The sequence below is a fragment of the Streptomyces sp. NPDC048211 genome, from assembly GCF_043202315.1.
Taxonomy (GTDB): domain Bacteria; phylum Actinomycetota; class Actinomycetes; order Streptomycetales; family Streptomycetaceae; genus Streptomyces.
Map to the genome: position 1 here is coordinate 148,581 of NZ_JBIDAD010000012.1, position 19,073 is coordinate 167,653.

Consider the following 19,073-nt stretch of genomic DNA (forward strand, 5'->3'; position numbering starts at 1 on the left):
CCGGGGTCCGGTCACGGCGGGTCCCCGGGCAGGGGCGGCCGCCCGCCCACGGACATGACGGCCTCCGCCCCCGCACGGCACCCCGCCGCCGCGGCGGTCGCGTCGTCGGCGCCCGCTAGCCGGGCCGCGAGGAAGCCCCCGGTGAACGCGTCCCCGGCCCCGGTGGAATCCACGGCCACGGACACGGGCTCGGCCGCGACGCGGGCGGTCACCGATCCCGCGGAGGCCAGCAGAACGCCGCCCCCGCCGAGAGTGACCACGACCTGACGGACCAGCAGGCTCAACTTGGCTGCCGCGTCGGCCGGGTCGGGGAGCCCGGTGAGCAGCTTCGCCTCGTCCGCGTTGGGCAGCAGAAGATCCGCCCCCTCGGTCAGGGCGAGGAACCTGTCGACGCCCAGTTCGGCGAGGAACCCGGCCGAGGCGGGATCGATGCTCACCGGGATGTCGCGCCTGCCCGCCTCCCGCAGCGCGAGCAGGGCGGTCGCGCGGCTCGTCCCGGCGAAGAGGAGGTATCCGGACAGATGCAGGTGGGCGATGCCGTCCAGCATCGACGGCGACCAGTCGTCGGGGGAGAGCCGCAGCACCGCGCCGCTGTCGGTGAGGAAGGTGCGCTCGGCGGACCGGTCGACCAGGGCGACGACGGTGGCTGTCGGCACCTCGTCGTCCACCGCCAGCAGCTCCCGCACCCCCGCGCGCCGCAGCAGGTCCCGGTGCCAGTCCGCGGAGTCGGCGCCCACGCGGGCCACCAGCCGCACGTCAGGGCAGCCCGAACGGACTGCCCAGCAGGCCACGTTGGCCCCCGCGCCGCCTGCCCGCGTCCAGATCCGGGCCGCCGTGTCCGTGCCGTGGACCAGCGCCGAACCGTGCCGCGCCACCACATCCGTGACCACGTCCCCGACGACGAGAAGACCGCCGGTCACCGCGCGGCCCAGGCGGTGGCGATCCGGGCGGCGAGCGCCACGTTGCCGCGGACGGCCGCCAGGTTGGCCTCCAGCGAGGCGCCTCCCGTGCCCCGCATCAGATGGCCGAGCAGATACGGGGTGACGGCCTGCCCCACGATGCCGCGCTCCCGGCACGCGTCCAACGCCTCGGCCAGCACCCGGTCGTGCAGCGCGGGATCCAGCTGTTCCTCCCGCGGCACGGGGTTCGCCACGATCAGCGCCGACGCCGGGCCGCCGAGCGCGTCCTGCGCCCCCATCACCTCCGCCACCTCCTCGGGTGACCGCACGGTCCAGTCGACCGGCTCACCCGAACTGCTCAGGTAGAAGCCGGGGAACCGGTCGGTGCCGTAGCCCAGCACCCCGACCCCGAGGGTCTCCAGACGTTGCAGCGTGGCGGGGACGTCCAGGATCGACTTCACTCCCGCGCAGACCACGGTGATGCCCGTCCCCGCCAGCAGCCGCAGGTCCGCGGACTCGTCCTGCGTCTCGGTCCAGCCCCGGTGCACGCCCCCGAGCCCGCCGGTCGCGAAGATCCGCAGGCCCGCCCGTGCGGCGAGGAACGCGGTCGCGGAGACCGTCGTCGCCCCGCTCGCACCGGCCGCCAGTGCCGGCGCGAGGTCCCGGTGCCCCAGCTTGCGCATCGCCGGGTCCTCGGCGACGCGTTCCAGCTGGGCCTTGTCCAGGCCGACCCGGGCGCTGCCGTCCAGCACGGCGACCGTGGCGGGCACGGCGCCAGCCGAGCGGACGATCCCTTCCAGCTCCTCGGCGACCCGCAGGTTGCGGGGGCGGGGCAGGCCATGGGAGATGATCGTCGACTCCAGGGCGACCACGGGCCGGTGCGCGGCCAGGGCGTCCCGTACCTCCGCGGAGAGAACGGGCGCGTAAGGGGTGGCGTCGAGCGGCTCAGTCGGTGACATGTCCACATCCCTGTCGCGGACGGGCCGCACTCAAACGTCTGCGGTCCGGGCGGCCGGAAGTCGCCTCTCGTCGCGTTAGCGTCGGGCCATGAAGCCTTCGACTGCTCGTTCGGCGAACACGGTTCGGTATTTCTACGACGACCTGGCCGCGGACTACGACCTCATGTACGCGGACTGGGACGCGAGCATCGCACGGCAGGCGGCGGCGCTCTCCGCGCTGATCGGCGAGGCGGTCCTGGCCGGCACCGCCGCTCCCGGGGGCGGCGGTGCCGGCCAGGGCGAGGCGGCCCGGCCGGGCGGTGGGACCCGTTCCGGCGACGAGGACGTCGCGTACGACGTGCTGGACTGCGCCTGCGGCATCGGGACGCAGGCGCTGGGGCTGGCCGCACTGGGATACCGGGTCACCGGCAGCGATCTGAGCCCCGCGGCGGTGAGCCGTGCCGCGAAGGAGGCGGCCTCGCGAGGGATCGGGCTGCGCGTCGCGGCAGCCGACATGACGCAGCTGCCGTTCCGCGACGCCTCGTTCGACGTCGTCGTGTGCGCCGACAACTCCCTGCCGCATCTCCTCACCCCTGAGGCGGTGGTGGCGGCGCTCGGCGAGATGCGCAGGGTGCTGAGGCCGGGCGGAGTGCTGCTGCTGTCCACCCGGCCGTACGACCGGCTGCGCCGCGAACGCCCGGGGTCCACGCCACCACAGATGAGGGAAGGGGCCGACGGCCGTGTGGTCACCTTTCAGCTGTGGCACTGGCAACCGGACGGTGAACGCTACGACCTGGAGCACTTCCAGCTGCGGCCCGGTACGTCGGCCGAATCCGGCGCCGAAGGGGAAGGCGAGACGGGGGAGCGCTGGGGCGTGCGTACGCGGCGCACCTCCTACTGGGCGCTGTCCCAGGCGCAGATCGTCGAGTTCACGGCGCGGGCCGGGCTGCGGGAGCCCGTGTGGCACGAGCCCGACGAGTCGGGCTTCTTCCAGCCCGTCCTGGTGGTGAGACGTCCCGAGGCGGTGGTTAAGGTGACCGGCCATGACCACATTTGATCAAGCTCCTGCCTCGTTCGCCGTGCACATCCCCGACGCCGTGCTCGAACCGGAACCGCTCGAACCGGGGCAGATCGTCTCGGGCGACCCCGAGGTCACCGGCAAGGTGCTGTGGGAGTCGGCCGACGGCAAGCAGGTGCGCGGGATCTGGCAGATCACACCCGGCGTCGTCACGGACACCGAGGCCAACGAACTGTTCGTGGTCGTCAGCGGGCGCGCGACCGTGGAGGTCGAGGGCGGCGCCACGCTGGAGATCGGACCGGGCGACGCCTGTGTGCTGCGCGAGGGGGACCGTACGACGTGGACGGTGCACGAGACGCTGCGCAAGGCGTACCACATCAGTCTCTGAGCAGCCTGCGAGCGGTGTGAGTGGCTGGCGGGTCCGAGTCGGCGTCTGAAGCCCGGGCCCGCGGGCTCGGGCGCGGCTCCGCTCGGGCGCCGGCTCCGGCTCGGGCTCGGGCCGTGACGTGGCGGGCGACGGTCCGGAGCAGGGGCACCCCTGCCCAGCACATCCGCGCCGGCGGGGCACTGCCGCACCGGCACGGCGGGGCCGCCGGGAGCGTGGTCAGAACAACGGCTGGGGCAGCACGCCCTCCAGGGCCAGCAGCTGCCGCTTGGTCTCCAGCCCGCCGCCGAAGCCGCCGAGCCCGCCGTCGCTCTCCACCACGCGGTGGCAGGGCACCACCACGGGCAGCGGGTTGGACCCCATGGCGGCGCCGACCGCCTGGGCCGCCCCCGGCTGCCCCACCCGGTCGGCGAGGTCCCCGTACCCGGCGACCGCGCCGTACGGCACGCCCGTCGCCAGCTCGCGGAGAACCTGGCGGTTGAAGCCGCTCGTCAGCGACCAGTCCAGGTCGAGCGAGAACGCACGGAGCGTGCCCGCGAAGTACGCCGCGAGCTGGCGTATCGGCTCGGCGAGCCGTGCGGAGCCGGGTGCCTCCGCGGGCTCCGCACCGAGCCGGGCGGCCAGCCGGTCCAGCGCCCGGTCCCGCACCGCCGGCCGGGCGTGGAAGACCACGGTGACCAGGCCCGTGCCGGTCGCGGCCAGCATGAGCGGGCCGATGTCGCTGTCGACGACGGCCCACTCGACAACCCCGTTGCTGTTCATGGAAACCACCGTACGACCGGCCACTGACAGCGGACGGCGGTGTGCGGTCGTACCGAGCGGACCGGGCAGCCGTCAGCCGGTGGCCTCCCGCACCACATCGGGTGTGTTGGTGATGATGCCGTCCACGCCGTAGCCGGCCACCTGGAGCGCGTGCTCGGCGTCGTTCACCGTCCAGGCGTCGAGCTGGAGCCGCTTGTCGTGGGGGCCCTTCAGCGCGTGCACCGCTGCCACGTACTCGCGCGAGATCGAGGTGTACGCAGGGTTGATCCGGTCGGTGAACTCCGCGTACGAGGGAAGATCGGCCACGTCCGGGGTGCCGAGGAAGGCCGTGACGACGTCCGGGCGCTGCTCGTGCACCGTACGCACACTGTCGGCGCCGAAGCTCTGGACGACCAGACGGCTGCGGACGTGCTCGCGGTCGAGCCACCCCTCCTGCCGCAGGACCCGCAGGATCGCCCGCTCGATCCCGGGGTAGGTCTCGGGACTCTTGATCTCCAGGAGCAGGTTCTGGTGGTTGCGCTCGATCCGGTGCAGATACTGCCGGAGCGTGGGCACCCGTGCGCCGGCGTACACCGGACCGAACCAGCTGCCCGCGTCCAGCCGGGCGATCTCGGCGGCCGTGAAGTCCTTGACCGCCCACGGCGCACGGTCGGGGAACACCTGTTCGGCATCCGTGGTCCGCTTCAGCCCGGTGTCGTGGATGACGACCAGCACGCCGTCCCGGGTGAGCTGGACGTCGTTCTCCACCCAGTCGAAGCCCAGGACATCGGCCTTGTCCACCGCCGCCAGGGTGTTCTCGGGCGCGTACGCCGACGCGCCCCTGTGGGCGATGACGAGCGGGTCGCCCGCCCGGTCCCCGGTCACGTCACCGGCGCCCCGGTCGCCGGCGCCCGGCGCGGAGCCCACGGGCACGGCGTGGGCCGCCGCCACGGGGCGGCCGGGGGCGTCCGCGCCCGGCGCCCCGGCGGTCGTGTTCGACATCAGTAACGTGCCGGCGCCCAGCAGGGCGGCGGCAGCGACGGAGGCGGTTGCGGTGCCTGCGTACACGTGGACTCCTTGCGTCAGAGTGACGGACGGGCGCGGGTGCTCCGGCCGTCGCCGTACGGGGGACAGGGGAGGGGCGGTCACCGCGTGAACCCGTCCCGGGGACCGGGTCACGGGCCGCCGCCCCTGTCGATAAAATGCTGTTCTTCTGTTTGTTTGCCGGGCCTTGCGCCTTAAGGTCAGCCGAACCCGGGCTTCTGCGAAGGGCGTACGAGCATGCAGGGCACAATCGACGGTTTCGGCTACGGGGCGGTCACTCCCGTGGCCGCCTTCCTCATGGCATGTCTCGGCGCGGCCCTGGGGCTGCGCTGCACCACCCGGTCGCTGCGCACGGAGCGCTCCTTCAAGGCCGGCTGGCTCGCTCTGGGCGCGACCTCCATAGGCTCGGGCATCTGGACGATGCACTTCATCGCGATGGTGGGGTTCACCGTCGAGGAGGCGCCGATCGGCTACGACAAGCCGATCACCTTCGCCAGCCTCGCCGTCGCGATCGTCATGGTCGGTATCGGGATCTTCCTGGTCGGGTACCGCGGCGCCACCCGCATGGCACTGGTGACGGGAGGAACGATCACCGGCCTCGGCGTGGCCTCCATGCACTACCTCGGCATGGCCGGTATGCGACTTGATGGGCAGTTCGAGTACGACACGATCACCGTGTCACTCTCCGTCGTCATCGCCGTGGTGGCCTCGACCGCCGCGCTCTGGGCCGCCGTCTCCATCCACGGCTTCCTGCCCAGCCTCGGAGCCAGTGTGGTGATGGGTGTCGCGGTGAGCGGCATGCACTACACCGGTATGGCCGCGCTCAGGGTCCATCTCCACCCGGCCGTCGCCGGCGGAACCTCCTCGGACACGGGCGACAGCGCGACCGCGCTGCTCGTCCCCATGCTGATCGGCCCCGCCTGCTTCCTGGTGCTCGCCGCAGTCGTCGTCATGTTCGACCCGCTGGTGGTCATGGGGACCCCGGACTGGAACGACCCCGAGGTCATCCGCAGGGCCAGGACCCCCGGAATCCCGGCCCAGCGCCAGGTGCCCCGGTTCGGTACGCACGCCGATCCGGCGTCGTTCCACTCGCAGCGGCAGGACTCCGCGCAGCCCCAGGACTGGTGACCCGAGGCCGACGCGGGAGCCGGTCCGGCCCCGTTGTCAGTGGGGGGTCGTACGGTGGTTGCATGCGGCCCGTTTCGAAGATCGAACGTTCGGTGGCGCCTTTCGAGGTCGTCAGTCCCTACCAGCCCAGTGGCGACCAGCCTGCGGCCATCGCCGAGCTGGAGCGGCGTGTCCGGGCAGGTGAGAAGGACGTCGTGCTCCTCGGCGCGACCGGAACCGGAAAATCGGCGACCACCGCCTGGATGATCGAGAAGCTGCAGCGCCCCACCCTGGTGATGGCGCCCAACAAGACCCTCGCCGCCCAGCTGGCCAACGAGTTCCGCGAGCTCCTGCCGAACAACGCCGTCGAGTACTTCGTCTCGTACTACGACTACTACCAGCCCGAGGCGTACGTCCCGCAGTCGGACACCTACATCGAGAAGGACTCCTCGATCAACGAGGAGGTCGAGCGGCTGCGTCACTCCGCCACGAATTCGCTGCTCACCCGGCGGGACGTCGTCGTCGTCGCCTCCGTGTCCTGCATCTACGGCCTCGGTACGCCGCAGGAGTACGTGGACCGGATGGTCCAGCTCAAGGTGGGCGACGAGTTCGACCGGGACCAGCTGCTGCGCCGCTTCGTCGAGATGCAGTACACGCGCAACGACCTGGCGTTCACCCGGGGCACCTTCCGGGTGCGCGGCGACACCATCGAGATCTTCCCGGTCTACGAGGAGCTCGCCGTCCGCATCGAGATGTTCGGTGACGAGATCGAGGCCCTCTCCACGCTCCACCCGCTCACCGGCGAGATCATCAGCGAGGACCAGTCGCTCCACGTCTTCCCCGCCAGCCACTACGTCGCGGGCCCCGAGCGCATGGAGAAGGCGGTCGGGCGCATCGAGCGGGAGCTGGAGCAGCGCCTCGCCGAGCTGGAGAAGCAGGGCAAGATGCTGGAGGCCCAGCGGCTGCGCATGCGGACGACGTACGACATCGAGATGCTCCGCCAGATCGGTACCTGCTCCGGCGTCGAGAACTACTCGATGCACTTCGACGACCGCGACCCCGGCACCGCCCCCCACACCCTCCTCGACTACTTCCCCGAGGACTTCCTCCTCGTCCTCGACGAGTCGCACGTCACCGTGCCGCAGATCGGCGCGATGTACGAGGGCGACGCCTCCCGGAAGCGGACCCTCGTCGACCACGGCTTCCGGCTGCCCTCCGCCCTGGACAACCGCCCGCTGAAGTGGGAGGAGTTCCTCGGCCGGATCAACCAGACGGTCTACCTCTCCGCCACCCCGGGCAAGTACGAGCTCTCCCGGGGCGACGGCTTCGTGGAGCAGATCATCCGGCCCACCGGACTCGTCGACCCGGAGATCGTCGTCAAGCCCACCGAGGGCCAGATCGACGACCTGGTGCACGAGATCCGCAAGCGCACCGAGAAGGACGAGAGGGTCCTGGTCACCACCCTCACCAAGAAGATGTCGGAGGACCTCACCGACTACTTCCTGGAGCTGGGCATCCAGGTCCGCTATCTGCACAGTGACGTCGACACCCTGCGCCGTATCGAGCTGCTGCGCGAGCTGCGCTCCGGTGAGTACGACGTCCTGGTCGGGATCAACCTCCTGCGCGAGGGTCTCGACCTGCCCGAGGTGTCGCTCGTGGCCATCCTCGACGCCGACAAGCAGGGCTTCCTGCGCTCGGCCACCTCGCTGATCCAGACGGTCGGACGTGCGGCCCGGAACGTGTCGGGTCAGGTCCACATGTACGCGGACAAGATCACCCCGGCGATGGCGCAGGCCATCGACGAGACCAACCGCCGCCGCGAGAAGCAGATCGCGTACAACACCGAGCGCGGACTCGACCCGCAGCCGCTGCGCAAGAAGATCAACGACATCGTCGCGACGATCGCCCGCGAGGAGGTCGACACCGAGCAGCTGCTCGGCACCGGTTACCGCCAGACGAAGGGCGCGAAGGCGCCCGTGCCGACGCTGGGCATCAAGGCCGGTGCCACAAAGGGGAAGGCCGGCGGGGAGAAGGCGGCGGTCACGGACCGCCCGGCCGCCGAGCTCGCCGGGATCATCGAGGAGATGACCGACCGGATGCGCGCGGCCGCCGCCGACCTGCAGTTCGAGGTGGCGGCCCGGCTGCGCGACGAGGTGGGGGAGCTGAAGAAGGAGTTGCGCCAGATGCGGGAGGCGGGCCTGGCCTGACCCGGTCTGGCCGATGGGGGGCGGAGCCGGTGCGGACCGGCCCGGCTCTCCGGCTCCAGCAGCTCGGGCGGCGGTGCCCGCTGTGGGATGATCTGCCTTGCGAGCGACGGCGCTTGGGGGCTTGGGTGGAGCGGATCGGAAAGTACCTCGTGGAGCGACGGCTCGGCGAGGGCGGGATGGGGACGGTCTACCTGGCGCGGTCGCGTGGTGGGCGAGCGGTGGCCGTGAAAGTGGTCAAACCCGAGCTGGCACGGGACGCGGAGTTCCGTGAGCGGTTCCGGGCCGAAGTGGCCGCCGCACGCGTGGTGGGGGGCTTTCACACCGCGCCCGTGGTCGATGCCGATCCGGATGCCGAGGCACCCTGGCTCGCGACCGCGTACGTCGCGGGGCCGACGCTGTCCCAACTCGTGGCGACGAAGGGGCCGAGGGACGAGGAGTCACTGCGCGCTCTGGGGGCCGCACTCGCCGAGGCGTTGCAGGCCATCCACGCCTGCGGTCTCGTCCATCGCGACCTCAAGCCGGGCAACATCATCATGGCCGATGACGGACCCAGGGTTCTGGACTTCGGTATCGCGCGAGCGGTCGAGGGCTCCCGCATCACCGTGACCGGCGCGGTCTTCGGCACTCCCGGCTTCCTCGCGCCCGAGCAGGCAGTGGGCCGTCCCGTCGACGGGGCTGCCGATGTCTTCGCCCTCGGTGCCGTTCTGATCGCCGCCGCCGGTGGCAGCGCCTTCGGTGAGGGCACACCGGTGGCGCTGATGTATCGCTGTGTGCACGAGGAAGCCGACCTGTCGTCTCTTCCCACGTCCATGCGGCCGGTCGTGGCCGCGTGCATGGCCAAACGGGCCGAGGACCGTCCCACCCCCGACGAACTGCTGGACCACTTCACCGGTAGGGACGAAGCGGACCCGGACCGGACCGGCTCCGCCCCCGTTCACTATTCGCCCACCCAGTACTGGCCGCCCGCCGCACCCGCCCCGCAGGCGTATCCGCCCACGGTCACGGCGCCTGCCCGGCAGGTGAATCCGCCTACGGTCACGGCGCCTGCCCGGCAGGTGCGCCGGCCCGCTGTACCGGCGCCTCCCGAACCTTCGTACACACCGGTTCATGCCGGGCAGCCGCCGGAGCTGTTGTCGAGGGAAGGAGAGGGCGGACCTCACGTACCGGCCGAGCTGGCCAAGGGCCGGACCATCGGCCTGCGGGCGGTGGGCGGCGGGTCCCTGACCGCGGTACGGGTGGGATTCGGCTGGCAGGCGGTTCCGCGCCGCGGTCTGTTCGGCTCGCGCACCCGGGAGATCGACCTGGATGCCTCGGCGATTCTCTTCGCCGACAACCAGCCGGTCGACGTCGTCTTCTTCCGGCATCTTGCCAGCGACGACGGTGCGGTCAGGCACACCGGGGACAGCCTGGTCGGCGGCGGCGGCGGCGGCGGCGGTGGCGGCGGTGGCGACGACGAGGCGATCCTGGTCGACCTCCAGCGGGTGCCGCTTCACATCGATCAGATCGTGTTCACGGTGAACTCGTTCACCGGCCAGACGTTCCAGGAGGTGCAGAACGCCTTCTGCCGCATCGTGGACGAGACCTACGACCAGGAGCTTGCCCGCTACACGCTGAACGGGGGCGGGCAGTACACCGCCCAGATCATGGCGAAGGTGCACCGTTCGGGGGCCGGGTGGCAGATGACCGCCCTCGGCAACCCGGCCAACGGCCGTACGTTCCAGGACCTCCTGCCGGCGATCCTGCCGCACCTGTAGGCAGCGCCGGGCACCCCGCGGCCGTTCCGTTCGGGGCCCCGAAGCTGCGTGTTGCAGGACCGACACAAAAAGGTTCCGACCGGTCACGCCGCAGGTGTGACTGCGTAGGGTGCTGGAAGACCGCGCAAGGACGGTTGCGGGGACAGCGGAGAGGGGACAGCGCGTGACGGTCAATATGACCAAGGGTCAGGCCATCAGCCTGCAGAAGAGCGACGGGGGGGTCCTGACCGCGGTGCGCATGGGGCTCGGCTGGCAGGCGGCTCCTCGCCGCGGTCTGTTCGGCTCGCGCACGCGCGAGATCGACCTGGATGCCTCGGCGGTCCTGTTCGCCGACAAGCAGGCGGTCGACGTCGTGTACTTCAACCAGCTCGTCAGCAAGGACGGTTCACTCAGGCACACCGGGGACAACCTGGTCGGCGGCGTCGGCGCGGGCGGCGACGACGAGGCGATCCTGGTCGACCTCCAGCGGGTGCCGGTCCACATCGATCAGATCGTGTTCACGGTGAACTCGTTCACCGGCCAGACGTTCCAGGAGGTGCAGAACGCCTTCTGCCGCATCGTGGACGAGACCAACGGCCAGGAGCTTGCCCGCTACACGCTGAACGGGGGCGGGCAGTACACCGCCCAGATCATGGCGAAGGTGCACCGTTCGGGGGCCGGGTGGCAGATGACCGCCCTCGGCAACCCGGCCAACGGCCGTACGTTCCAGGACCTCCTGCCGGCGATCCTGCCGCACCTGTAGGCAGCGCCGGACCCACGGTCCGCAGCGGCACGCGCAGCTCCCGGCGGCATCGGCCGCCGGGAGCTGCACGGCATCGCAGCACCTCACGGAAGCACCCCGCACCGGACGGCAGCACCGCGCAGCACAGCACAGCACCGGATCGTGCCGTACGGCCACGCCGAGCGGTACAGGACACGGCACCACGTACGCCGCCGCATCACGCATCGCACCATGCGCCGCATCGCGCACCGCACCGCACCGCACCGCGCAACAGCAACTCGTCGAGGGGACAGGGCAATGACGGCCGAGCTGGTCCGGGGGCAGAACCACGCCTTGCCCCAGACCCGTCTGGAGATCCGGGTTTCGGCCGGCGCACCCGTGGTGGCCGGGGCCACGCTGGGGGACGAGCGCGGCACGGTGCACGGCGCCGAGTGGATCGCCCACCCCGGATCGCCGCAGCTGCCGGGACTGGAGGTGTCCAGGCAGGCCGCGGCCGAGCACCGGCTGGCCGTCGACCTCGACGCCCTGCCCGAGGCGGTGCACCGCGTCACGGTACTGCTGGCACTGCCGCTGGAGGCGGGCGGCCCGACCCGTTTCGGCGCCGTGGCCTCGCCGTTCGTCGCGGTCACCGGACTCGACGGCGCGGAGATCGCCACCTTCACCCTGACCGGCCTGGACACCGAGTCCGCGGTCGCCGCTCTGGAGCTCTACCGCCGACAGGGGGCGTGGAAGGTCCGCGCGGTCGGCCAGGGGTACGCGGGCGGTCTCGCCGCGATGCTCGCCGACCAGGGTGTGGACGGGGCGGCCGGACTGGCGAGCTCGATCCAGGAAGCGGTCGCCCGAGGTCTGGCCCGCTCGGTGGCCCCGCCCCCGCCCCGCACACCGGAGGGTGACCGGGTCAGGCACGCCGGAGGTCCGGCAGCCCAGGGTGACGGCCGGCCCCGGGCCACCCCGCAGCCGGGCTCCCCGGACGCGCACCCCCCGCAGCCCGTCACCCCGGTCGCACCCGCCACCCCCTCCGCGGGGGGCCCCATCGACTACGCCCACCCGCGCCGTCAGACCACGGCGCCTCCGCCGCCCCCGCCGGCCGCGCCACCGGCACAGCCCGGCCGGCCCGCGACCCCCGTGGCCGGGGACGCGACCGGCTGGTCCATGGACGAGCGCCTCTACAACCAGATCTGGGGCATGTTCGAGGACCTGGCCCGGACCGCGGCCGCGTACCGCAGTGCCGTCGACTTCGCCGAGTCCCGGATGGACCAGGAGCTGGAGCGGGCCCTGTCCGATCCGCGCAGCCGGATCGGCGGCGCGGGCGACCGGGCCCGCGAGCAGGCCCGCGCCAAGCGCGACGAACTGGCCGGCCGGGCCCGCGAGGTACTGGACCGTGACCTCGCCCAGCTCGCCGCCGAGGCCGCCGTGGTGGAGCCCGCGCTCCCCGCCGCGTACGCGGGCTGGGACAACCCCGTCTGGCACGCCTACCGCGTTCCGATGGAGATCCCCATGGCTCTGCGGATCGGTGATCTCCACCTTCCGGAGAGCACCGGCATGAGCATCCCGCTGCTCGTCAGGCTGCCGCTGGAGCGCGGCATGTGGATCGACAGCGGACGCACGGCGTCCGAGGCCGCCACGATGACCGATTCGGCCCAGCTGCGCCGGCTGGCCATGGAGAGCGCCGTTCTGCACGCGGCGCGGATGCTCGCCGTCTACCCGCCGAACGAGTTCTCGGTGCACGTCATCGACCCGGCGGGTTCCGCCGCCGCGGCGCTGGCCCCGCTGGTCGGCGCGGGAGTGCTCGCCGGCCCGTCCGCGTCCGGACCCGGGGGAGTGTCCTCGGTCCTCGCCCAGCTCACCCGGCGCGTCGACCTGGTGCAGATGGCGATCAAAGCCCGGGCCGCCGATTCGCTGCCGCCCGATCTGGACCCGGCCGAGCAGCTGCTGATCGTCAACGACTTCCCGCACGGCTTCGACGACCGTGCCGTCACCCAGCTGCGCTACCTCGCCGACGAGGGGCCCTCCGTCGGGGTGCACCTGTTGATGGTCGCGGACCGGGAGGACGCTTCGGCGTACGGGCCGGTGCTCGACCCGCTGTGGCGTTCCCTGCTCCGCGTCACCCCCGTCGCGGACGACCATCTGGCCGACCCCTGGGTCGGGCACGCATGGACGTACGAGCCGCTCAGGACCCCACCCGGCAGCCGGGTCCTGGAGCAGGTACTGGAGCGGGTGGCCGCAGCGCGCCGCACCGGGCACCGCTGACCCGCCCCTCCTGCAACACCCGCCCCGCCCTGCTGCTACCACCGCTCCAACCTGGCACTTTGGGGAGTCTTTACCCTTCTCTTTACCTTTACTTGGTGTTCCCTGTACTGTTCTTTGGGCGGAGGGGAGTACTCCCATACGCGGCGTTCCCGTCAGTACGGACTGTGACCGGTCCCGGGGCGCCGGCCCGGCGGGCATCCCGCGCGCCCGGGTGGAAGAGACCTCCGGCAGCGACGACGCTGATCAGTAGCCGTAGCGAACTGCCGGAGGCGCAGTGGACGTTTCATGGACCCTCTGGGCGCTGACCATTCTTGGTCTGTGCGCCCTCATCGCCGTCGACTTCTTCATCGGGCGCAAGCCCCACGACGTGTCGACCAAGGAAGCCGGAATCTGGACGATCGTCTGGATCGTGCTGGCCGTACTCTTCGGGCTCGGGCTGCTCGCCTTCGGCGAGACCCAGGCCTCGGGCGAGTTCTTCGCCGGCTACATCACCGAGAAGTCGCTGAGCGTCGACAATCTCTTCGTCTTCGTGCTGATCATGGCGAAGTTCTCGGTGCCCTCCCACCTCCAGCAGCGGGTGCTGCTCGTCGGCGTGATGATCGCGCTGGTTCTCAGGGCGGTCTTCATCGCCGCCGGTGCCGCGGTCATCGCCAACTTCTCGTGGGTCTTCTACATCTTCGGCGCGTTCCTGATCTACACCGCCTGGAAGCTCATCCAGGAGGCACGGGCCGACGAGGAGGAGGACGAGTTCGAGGAGAACCGCCTCCTCAAGACCATCGAGCGCCGATTCGGTGTCGCCGACCGGTACCACGGCACCAAGCTCTTCATCCGCGTCAACGGCAAGCGCGTCCTGACGCCCCTGATGGTCGTCATGCTCGCCATCGGCACCACCGACGTGCTGTTCGCGCTGGACTCCATCCCCGCGATCTTCGGCCTGACCCAGGACCCGTACATCGTGTTCACCGCCAACGCCTTCGCGCTGATGGGGCTGCGGCAGCTGTACTTCCTGATCGGCGGCCTGCTCAAGAAGCTGGTCCACCTCAGCTACGGGCTGTCGGTCATCCTCGGCTTCATCGGGGTCAAGCTGGTCCTGCACGCGCTGCACGAGTCCGGGGTGCACGTGCCCGAGATCTCGATCCCGGTCTCGCTGGGCGTCATCTGCGGGGTGCTGGTGATCACCACGATCACCAGCCTGATCGCCAACAAGAGGACGGCCGCGGCGGAGGCCGGGAAGACCCGGGACTCCGCGGAGAAGGGCGCCGGCATCGACGCCTGAAACGGCGGATGCCGAGTGGAGGGCCGGGGGTGACGGGCGCGGACCGCGCGCCTGTCACCCCCGCCGTCCCGTCACCAGCCCCGGGCGCGCCACTCCGGCAGGTGCGGGCGCTCGTCGCCCAGGGTGGTGTCGTGACCGTGGCCCGGGTAGACCCAGGTCTCGTCGGGCAGCGGATCGAAGAGCCTGGTCTCGACGTCGTGCAGCAGGTTCGTGAACGCCTCGGGGTCCTTGAACGTGTTGCCGACCCCGCCCGGGAAGAGGCAGTCCCCGGTGAACAGGTGCGGAGCCCCGTGCGGGTCGTCGTAGACGAGCGCGATCGAGCCCGGGGTGTGGCCGGTCAGATGGCGGGCGGTCAGCGTGACCTGCCCGACCCTGATCGTGTCGCCGTCCTCGACGAGCACATCGGTGGGGACCGGGATCCCCTCGGCGTCGAACCGCCCGGCGTAGGTACGCGCACCGGTGGCCGCGACCACCTCGTCCAGCGCCTGCCAGTGGTCGCCGTGCCGGTGCGTGGTGACGACCGAGGCGATCGAGTCGTCACCGATCAGCCGCAGCAGCGTCCCGGCCTCGTTGGCCGCGTCGATCAGGAGCTGCTCGTCGGTGGCCCGGCAGCGCAGCAGATAGGCGTTGTTGTTCATCGGGCCGACGGCGACCTTGGAGATCATCAGATCCGTCAACTCGTGTACGTCCGCACGCCCGCCGACCTTGACCGCTCCGCTGTACGTCATACGTCTCAGCCTATAGCGGGGGCAGCGCCGGAAGGGCTCCGCCCTCGACGGTCAGCGCGGACCCGTCGCGCCGTCCGCTGAGCCAGCCGAGCAGCTCGGACGCCGTACCGCGGACCACCACGGCCGCGCCGTCCGCGCCGCCGCCGGTCGTCCAGGACCGGCCCGTGTCATCGGCCACGTCCGTCCGGACGACCGTGGGGTGCCCGGCGAAGCGCTCGGCCAGGAAGTCGATCTCCCGGGCCGTGAACTCGTCCGGCAGGTCTTCCAGCTCGTAGCCGACGCCCAGGTCGACGTGGTGCATCTCGACCTCGGTGCGGCGGCGGAAGGGGACCCGGGAGGCGGAGTCCGTCACGCCGTTACGCAGCTCGACGGTGCGCGACCAGTCGGCCGGGGCCGCCGCGGCGTCCGTGAAGCCGGCCGCACTCGCGGCCAGGTCGGCCAGCTGCTCGGCCTGCGGCCGGGGCGCGTCCCGCTCGATGTCGCGGTCGCGGGTTTCGCTGTCTGCGTACATGGGCCGGCCCTGGAGAACATTTACGAGCGCGTCGGCGTTACGTGAAAGGTGCGCGACGACATGACCCCGGCTCCAGCCCGGGAGGCGCGACGGTTCGGCGAGTGCCGCGTCGTCCAGTTTTTCCGTGGCGCTGAGCAGTCGGTCGGTCGCTTCCCGCAGTGCGGCCAGGTCGTGCACATGATCAGTCATGGGGCTGAGCCTAGCCCCGCCACTCATTCGGGTGAAGGAGTCATCAGCCGTCCGTAAATCGAATGCGCGTGCTATACGCTCGGAGTCGAAAGCTTCGTACATCGCTGTGGCACCCCCCATACCCTGGGGCAGGGGCTCAGTTCCCCCGCTTCTCTCTAGAAAGGTGCGGACCGGCGTGGCCGACCGTCTCATCGTCCGTGGCGCTCGCGAGCACAACCTCAAGAACGTCTCGCTCGACCTTCCCCGCGACTCCCTCATCGTCTTCACCGGGCTCTCCGGGTCGGGCAAGTCGTCGCTCGCGTTCGACACGATCTTCGCCGAGGGCCAGCGGCGCTACGTGGAGTCGCTCTCCTCGTACGCCCGGCAGTTCCTCGGCCAGATGGACAAGCCGGACGTCGACTTCATCGAGGGCCTCTCGCCCGCCGTCTCCATCGACCAGAAGTCGACCTCGCGCAACCCGCGCTCGACGGTCGGCACGATCACCGAGGTCTACGACTACCTCCGGCTGCTCTTCGCCAGGATCGGCAAGCCGCACTGCCCCGAGTGCAGCCGTCCCATCTCGCGCCAGTCGCCGCAGGCCATCGTGGACAAGGTCCTCGGCCTGCCCGAGGGCAGCCGCTTCCAGGTGCTCTCGCCGCTGGTGCGCGAGCGCAAGGGCGAGTTCGTCGACCTCTTCGCCGATCTGCAGACCAAGGGATACAGCCGGGCCAGGGTCGACGGTGCGACCATCCAGCTCTCCGAGCCGCCCACGCTCAAGAAGCAGGAGAAGCACACCATCGAGGTGGTCATCGACCGCCTCACGGTCAAGGACAGCGCCAAGCGCCGGCTGACCGACTCGGTCGAGACCGCGCTCGGCCTCTCCGGCGGCATGGTCGTGCTGGACTTCGTCGACCTCCCCGAGGACGACCCCGAGCGTGAGCGGATGTACTCCGAGCACCTCTACTGCCCGTACGACGACCTCTCCTTCGAGGAGCTGGAGCCGCGCTCCTTCTCCTTCAACTCGCCCTTCGGCGCCTGCCCCGACTGCACGGGTATCGGCACGCGGATGGAGGTCGACCCGGAGCTGATCGTTCCGGACGAGGAGAAGTCCCTCGACGAGGGAGCGATCCACCCCTGGTCGCACGGCCACACCAAGGAGTACTTCGGCCGCCAGATCAACGCGCTGGCCGAAGCACTCGGATTCCGTACGGACATCCCCTGGGCCGGTCTGCCGCAGCGCGCCAAGAAGGCGCTGCTGTTCGGGCACAAGATCCAGACCGAGGTCCGCTACCGCAACCGGTACGGGCGCGAGCGCGCCTACACCACGCCCTCCTTCGAAGGTGCGGTGCAGTTCGTCAAGCGGCGGCATTCGGAGGCCGAGAGTGACTCCAGCAGGGAGCGCTTCGAGGGCTACATGCGCGAGGTGCACTGCCCGACCTGTGAGGGCACCCGGCTCAAGCCGATCGTCCTCGCGGTCACGGTGATGGAGAAGTCCATCGCCCAGGTCGCCGCGATGTCGATCAGCGAGTGCGCCGAGTTCCTCGGCCGGATGAAGCTGAACGCCCGCGACAAGAAGATCGCCGAGCGGGTCCTCAAGGAGGTCAACGAGCGGCTGAAGTTCCTGGTCGACGTGGGCCTGGACTATCTGTCGCTGAACCGCGCGGCGGGCACCCTGTCCGGCGGCGAGGCCCAGCGCATCCGGCTCGCCACCCAGATCGGCTCCGGCCTGGTCGGCGTGCTCTACGTGCTGGACGAGCCCTCCATCGGCCTGCACCAGCGCGACAACCACCGGCTCATCGAGACCCTGGTCCGCCTCCGCGACATGGGCAACACGCTCATCGTCGTCGAGCACGACGAGGACACCATCAAGGTCGCCGACTGGGTCGTCGACATCGGCCCCGGTGCCGGTGAGCACGGCGGCAAGGTGGTCCACTCCGGCTCGCTCAAGGAGCTGCTGGCCAACGACAAGTCGATCACCGGCCAGTACCTGACCGGCAAGAAGTCGATCGCGATGCCCGACATCAGGCGTCCGGTCGACCCCTCCCGGCTGCTCACCGTCCACGGCGCCCGGGAGAACAACCTCCAGGACATCGACGTCTCCTTCCCGCTCGGGGTACTGACCGCCGTGACCGGCGTCTCCGGCTCCGGGAAGTCGACGCTGGTCAACGACATCCTCTACACCCACCTGGCCCGTGAGCTGAACGGCGCCAAGTCGGTGCCCGGACGGCACACCCGGGTCGACGGGGACGACCTCGTCGACAAGGTGGTGCACGTCGACCAGTCGCCCATCGGCCGGACGCCCCGGTCCAACCCGGCGACGTACACCGGCGTCTTCGACCACGTCCGCCGGCTGTTCGCCGAGACGATGGAGGCCAAGGTCCGCGGCTATCTGCCGGGCCGCTTCTCCTTCAACGTCAAGGGCGGCCGCTGCGAGAACTGCTCCGGCGACGGCACCATCAAGATCGAGATGAACTTCCTGCCGGACGTGTACGTCCCGTGCGAGGTCTGCCACGGAGCGCGCTACAACCGGGAGACCCTGGAGGTCCACTACAAGGGCAAGTCCATCGCCGAGGTGCTGGACATGCCGATCGAGGAGGGCCTGGAGTTCTTCGAGGCCGTCCCGACCATCGCCCGCCACCTGCGCACGCTCAACGAGGTCGGTCTGGGATACGTCAGGCTCGGCCAGTCCGCGCCGACGCTCTCGGGCGGTGAGGCCCAGCGGGTCAAGCTGGCCAGCGAGCTCCAGAAGCGCTCCACCGGGCGCACGGTCTACGTCCTGGACGAGCCGACGACCGGTCTGCACTTCGAGGACATCTCCAAGCTGATCAAGGTGCTCTCCGGCCTGGTCGACAAGGGCAACTCGGTGATCGTCATCGAGCACAACCTCGACGTCATCAAGACCGCCGACTGGGTCATCGACATGGGGCCCGAGGGCGGCAACGGCGGCGGACTGGTCATCGCCGAGGGCACCCCGGAGTACGTGGCGGGCGTTCCCGCCAGCCACACCGGGAAGTTCCTCCAGGGCATCCTGGACGCGGACCGGGTGAGCGAGGCGGCCGTGCCCGCGGCACGCAAGCCGGCCCGGAAGACGGCGGCGAAGAAGGCGGTGGCCGCGAAGTCGGCCCCCGCACGGAAGGCGGCGACGGCGAAGACCGCCAAGGCCAAGGGCGCGACGGCCAAGGGCGCCGGGGCGGCTGCGGCGAAGAAGCCCGCGGCCAAGAAGGTGACCCGCGCGCGCAAGGCCTGACGAGACCGGCCGACGGCCGGGAGCGGCAGCGCGGCGCGCATCCCGTCACGAGGTGGCGGCCCCTTCCTGGAAGGGGCCG

The 19,073-nt window shown here is 70.9% G+C and carries 15 protein-coding genes and 1 pseudogene; 10 read left to right on the forward strand and 6 right to left on the reverse strand.

What is annotated here, in order from left to right; translation table 11 throughout:
- Positions 1 to 11: 11 nt before the first annotated feature.
- Together ACGFZA_RS34210 and ACGFZA_RS34215 are read right to left on the reverse strand one after the other, a co-directional pair.
- On the reverse strand, positions 12 to 920 hold the full coding sequence (locus ACGFZA_RS34210; protein ID WP_393684289.1) for a carbohydrate kinase family protein: 909 nt from the start codon (positions 918 to 920) through the stop codon (positions 12 to 14).
- Positions 917 to 1,858, reverse strand: coding sequence for a pseudouridine-5'-phosphate glycosidase (locus ACGFZA_RS34215; protein WP_393684291.1), 942 nt, complete (start codon positions 1,856 to 1,858; stop codon positions 917 to 919). The genes ACGFZA_RS34210 and ACGFZA_RS34215 overlap by 4 nt, the downstream gene beginning before the upstream one ends.
- A gap of 88 nt (positions 1,859 to 1,946) precedes the next feature.
- On the opposite strand from ACGFZA_RS34215, the gene ACGFZA_RS34220 reads away from it, so the two are divergent.
- Together ACGFZA_RS34220 and ACGFZA_RS34225 are read left to right on the forward strand one after the other, a co-directional pair.
- Positions 1,947 to 2,894, forward strand: a complete 948-nt coding sequence (locus ACGFZA_RS34220) for a class I SAM-dependent methyltransferase (RefSeq protein ID WP_393684293.1) — start codon at positions 1,947 to 1,949, stop codon at positions 2,892 to 2,894.
- Entirely contained in the window at positions 2,881 to 3,243 is a 363-nt protein-coding gene (locus tag ACGFZA_RS34225; protein WP_393684295.1) for a cupin domain-containing protein, read from the forward strand. The genes ACGFZA_RS34220 and ACGFZA_RS34225 overlap by 14 nt, the downstream gene beginning before the upstream one ends.
- A gap of 216 nt (positions 3,244 to 3,459) precedes the next feature.
- Here ACGFZA_RS34225 and ACGFZA_RS34230 read toward each other — a convergent pair whose 3' ends face one another.
- Positions 3,460 to 4,002 carry a methylated-DNA--[protein]-cysteine S-methyltransferase gene (locus ACGFZA_RS34230; RefSeq protein WP_393684297.1) on the reverse strand — a complete coding sequence of 181 codons (543 nt, stop codon included), beginning with the start codon at positions 4,000 to 4,002 and terminating at the stop codon, positions 3,460 to 3,462.
- Between the two features lie 72 nt (positions 4,003 to 4,074).
- Complete coding sequence (locus ACGFZA_RS34235) at positions 4,075 to 5,049, reverse strand: glycerophosphodiester phosphodiesterase (protein ID WP_393684299.1); 975 nt, start codon at positions 5,047 to 5,049, stop codon at positions 4,075 to 4,077.
- Between the two features lie 213 nt (positions 5,050 to 5,262).
- On the opposite strand from ACGFZA_RS34235, the gene ACGFZA_RS34240 reads away from it, so the two are divergent.
- The 7 genes and pseudogenes from ACGFZA_RS34240 to ACGFZA_RS34270 all read left to right on the forward strand — a co-directional run bounded on the left by ACGFZA_RS34240 (position 5,263) and on the right by ACGFZA_RS34270 (position 14,340).
- A complete protein-coding gene (locus tag ACGFZA_RS34240) occupies positions 5,263 to 6,153 on the forward strand; it encodes an MHYT domain-containing protein (protein WP_385282617.1) in 891 nt (296 codons plus the stop codon).
- Positions 6,154 to 6,215: 62 nt separating this feature from the next.
- Positions 6,216 to 8,339 (forward strand): excinuclease ABC subunit UvrB, encoded by a 2,124-nt coding sequence (gene uvrB / locus ACGFZA_RS34245; protein ID WP_393684301.1) that lies wholly within the window; start codon positions 6,216 to 6,218, stop codon positions 8,337 to 8,339.
- Between the two features lie 149 nt (positions 8,340 to 8,488).
- Positions 8,489 to 9,211: pseudogene (locus ACGFZA_RS34250) on the forward strand (serine/threonine-protein kinase); the annotation flags it as partial.
- A gap of 300 nt (positions 9,212 to 9,511) precedes the next feature.
- Complete coding sequence (locus tag ACGFZA_RS34255) at positions 9,512 to 10,093, forward strand: TerD family protein (RefSeq protein WP_393684417.1); 582 nt, start codon at positions 9,512 to 9,514, stop codon at positions 10,091 to 10,093.
- Positions 10,094 to 10,256: 163 nt separating this feature from the next.
- A complete protein-coding gene (locus tag ACGFZA_RS34260) occupies positions 10,257 to 10,835 on the forward strand; it encodes a TerD family protein (RefSeq protein ID WP_385282621.1) in 579 nt (192 codons plus the stop codon).
- Between the two features lie 276 nt (positions 10,836 to 11,111).
- Positions 11,112 to 13,064 (forward strand): TerD family protein, encoded by a 1,953-nt coding sequence (locus tag ACGFZA_RS34265; RefSeq protein WP_393684303.1) that lies wholly within the window; start codon positions 11,112 to 11,114, stop codon positions 13,062 to 13,064.
- A gap of 274 nt (positions 13,065 to 13,338) precedes the next feature.
- Positions 13,339 to 14,340 carry a TerC family protein gene (locus ACGFZA_RS34270; RefSeq protein WP_385282627.1) on the forward strand — a complete coding sequence of 334 codons (1,002 nt, stop codon included), beginning with the start codon at positions 13,339 to 13,341 and terminating at the stop codon, positions 14,338 to 14,340.
- A 71-nt stretch (positions 14,341 to 14,411) separates the two neighbouring features.
- Here ACGFZA_RS34270 and ACGFZA_RS34275 read toward each other — a convergent pair whose 3' ends face one another.
- Positions 14,412 to 15,068, reverse strand: a complete 657-nt coding sequence (locus tag ACGFZA_RS34275) for an MBL fold metallo-hydrolase (protein ID WP_385282630.1) — start codon at positions 15,066 to 15,068, stop codon at positions 14,412 to 14,414.
- A 10-nt stretch (positions 15,069 to 15,078) separates the two neighbouring features.
- Positions 15,079 to 15,768 carry a maleylpyruvate isomerase family mycothiol-dependent enzyme gene (locus tag ACGFZA_RS34280; protein WP_393684306.1) on the reverse strand — a complete coding sequence of 230 codons (690 nt, stop codon included), beginning with the start codon at positions 15,766 to 15,768 and terminating at the stop codon, positions 15,079 to 15,081.
- Positions 15,769 to 15,943: 175 nt separating this feature from the next.
- On the opposite strand from ACGFZA_RS34280, the gene uvrA reads away from it, so the two are divergent.
- On the forward strand, positions 15,944 to 18,994 hold the full coding sequence (gene uvrA / locus ACGFZA_RS34285) for an excinuclease ABC subunit UvrA (RefSeq protein ID WP_393684308.1): 3,051 nt from the start codon (positions 15,944 to 15,946) through the stop codon (positions 18,992 to 18,994).
- Positions 18,995 to 19,073 lie beyond the last annotated feature (79 nt).

Bases quoted from the DNA above. Each gene is read 5' to 3' on its own strand.
- ACGFZA_RS34215 (WP_393684291.1), bottom strand. From the start codon at position 1,858: ATGTCACCGACTGAGCCGCTCGACGCCACCCCTTACGCGCCCGTTCTC.
- ACGFZA_RS34220 (WP_393684293.1), top strand. From the start codon at position 1,947: ATGAAGCCTTCGACTGCTCGTTCGGCGAACACGGTTCGGTATTTCTAC.
- ACGFZA_RS34225 (WP_393684295.1), top strand. From the start codon at position 2,881: ATGACCACATTTGATCAAGCTCCTGCCTCGTTCGCCGTGCACATCCCC.
- ACGFZA_RS34230 (WP_393684297.1), bottom strand. From the start codon at position 4,002: ATGAACAGCAACGGGGTTGTCGAGTGGGCCGTCGTCGACAGCGACATC.
- ACGFZA_RS34240 (WP_385282617.1), top strand. From the start codon at position 5,263: ATGCAGGGCACAATCGACGGTTTCGGCTACGGGGCGGTCACTCCCGTG.
- uvrB (WP_393684301.1), top strand. From the start codon at position 6,216: ATGCGGCCCGTTTCGAAGATCGAACGTTCGGTGGCGCCTTTCGAGGTC.
- ACGFZA_RS34265 (WP_393684303.1), top strand. From the start codon at position 11,112: ATGACGGCCGAGCTGGTCCGGGGGCAGAACCACGCCTTGCCCCAGACC.
- ACGFZA_RS34275 (WP_385282630.1), bottom strand. From the start codon at position 15,068: ATGACGTACAGCGGAGCGGTCAAGGTCGGCGGGCGTGCGGACGTACAC.
- ACGFZA_RS34280 (WP_393684306.1), bottom strand. From the start codon at position 15,768: ATGACTGATCATGTGCACGACCTGGCCGCACTGCGGGAAGCGACCGAC.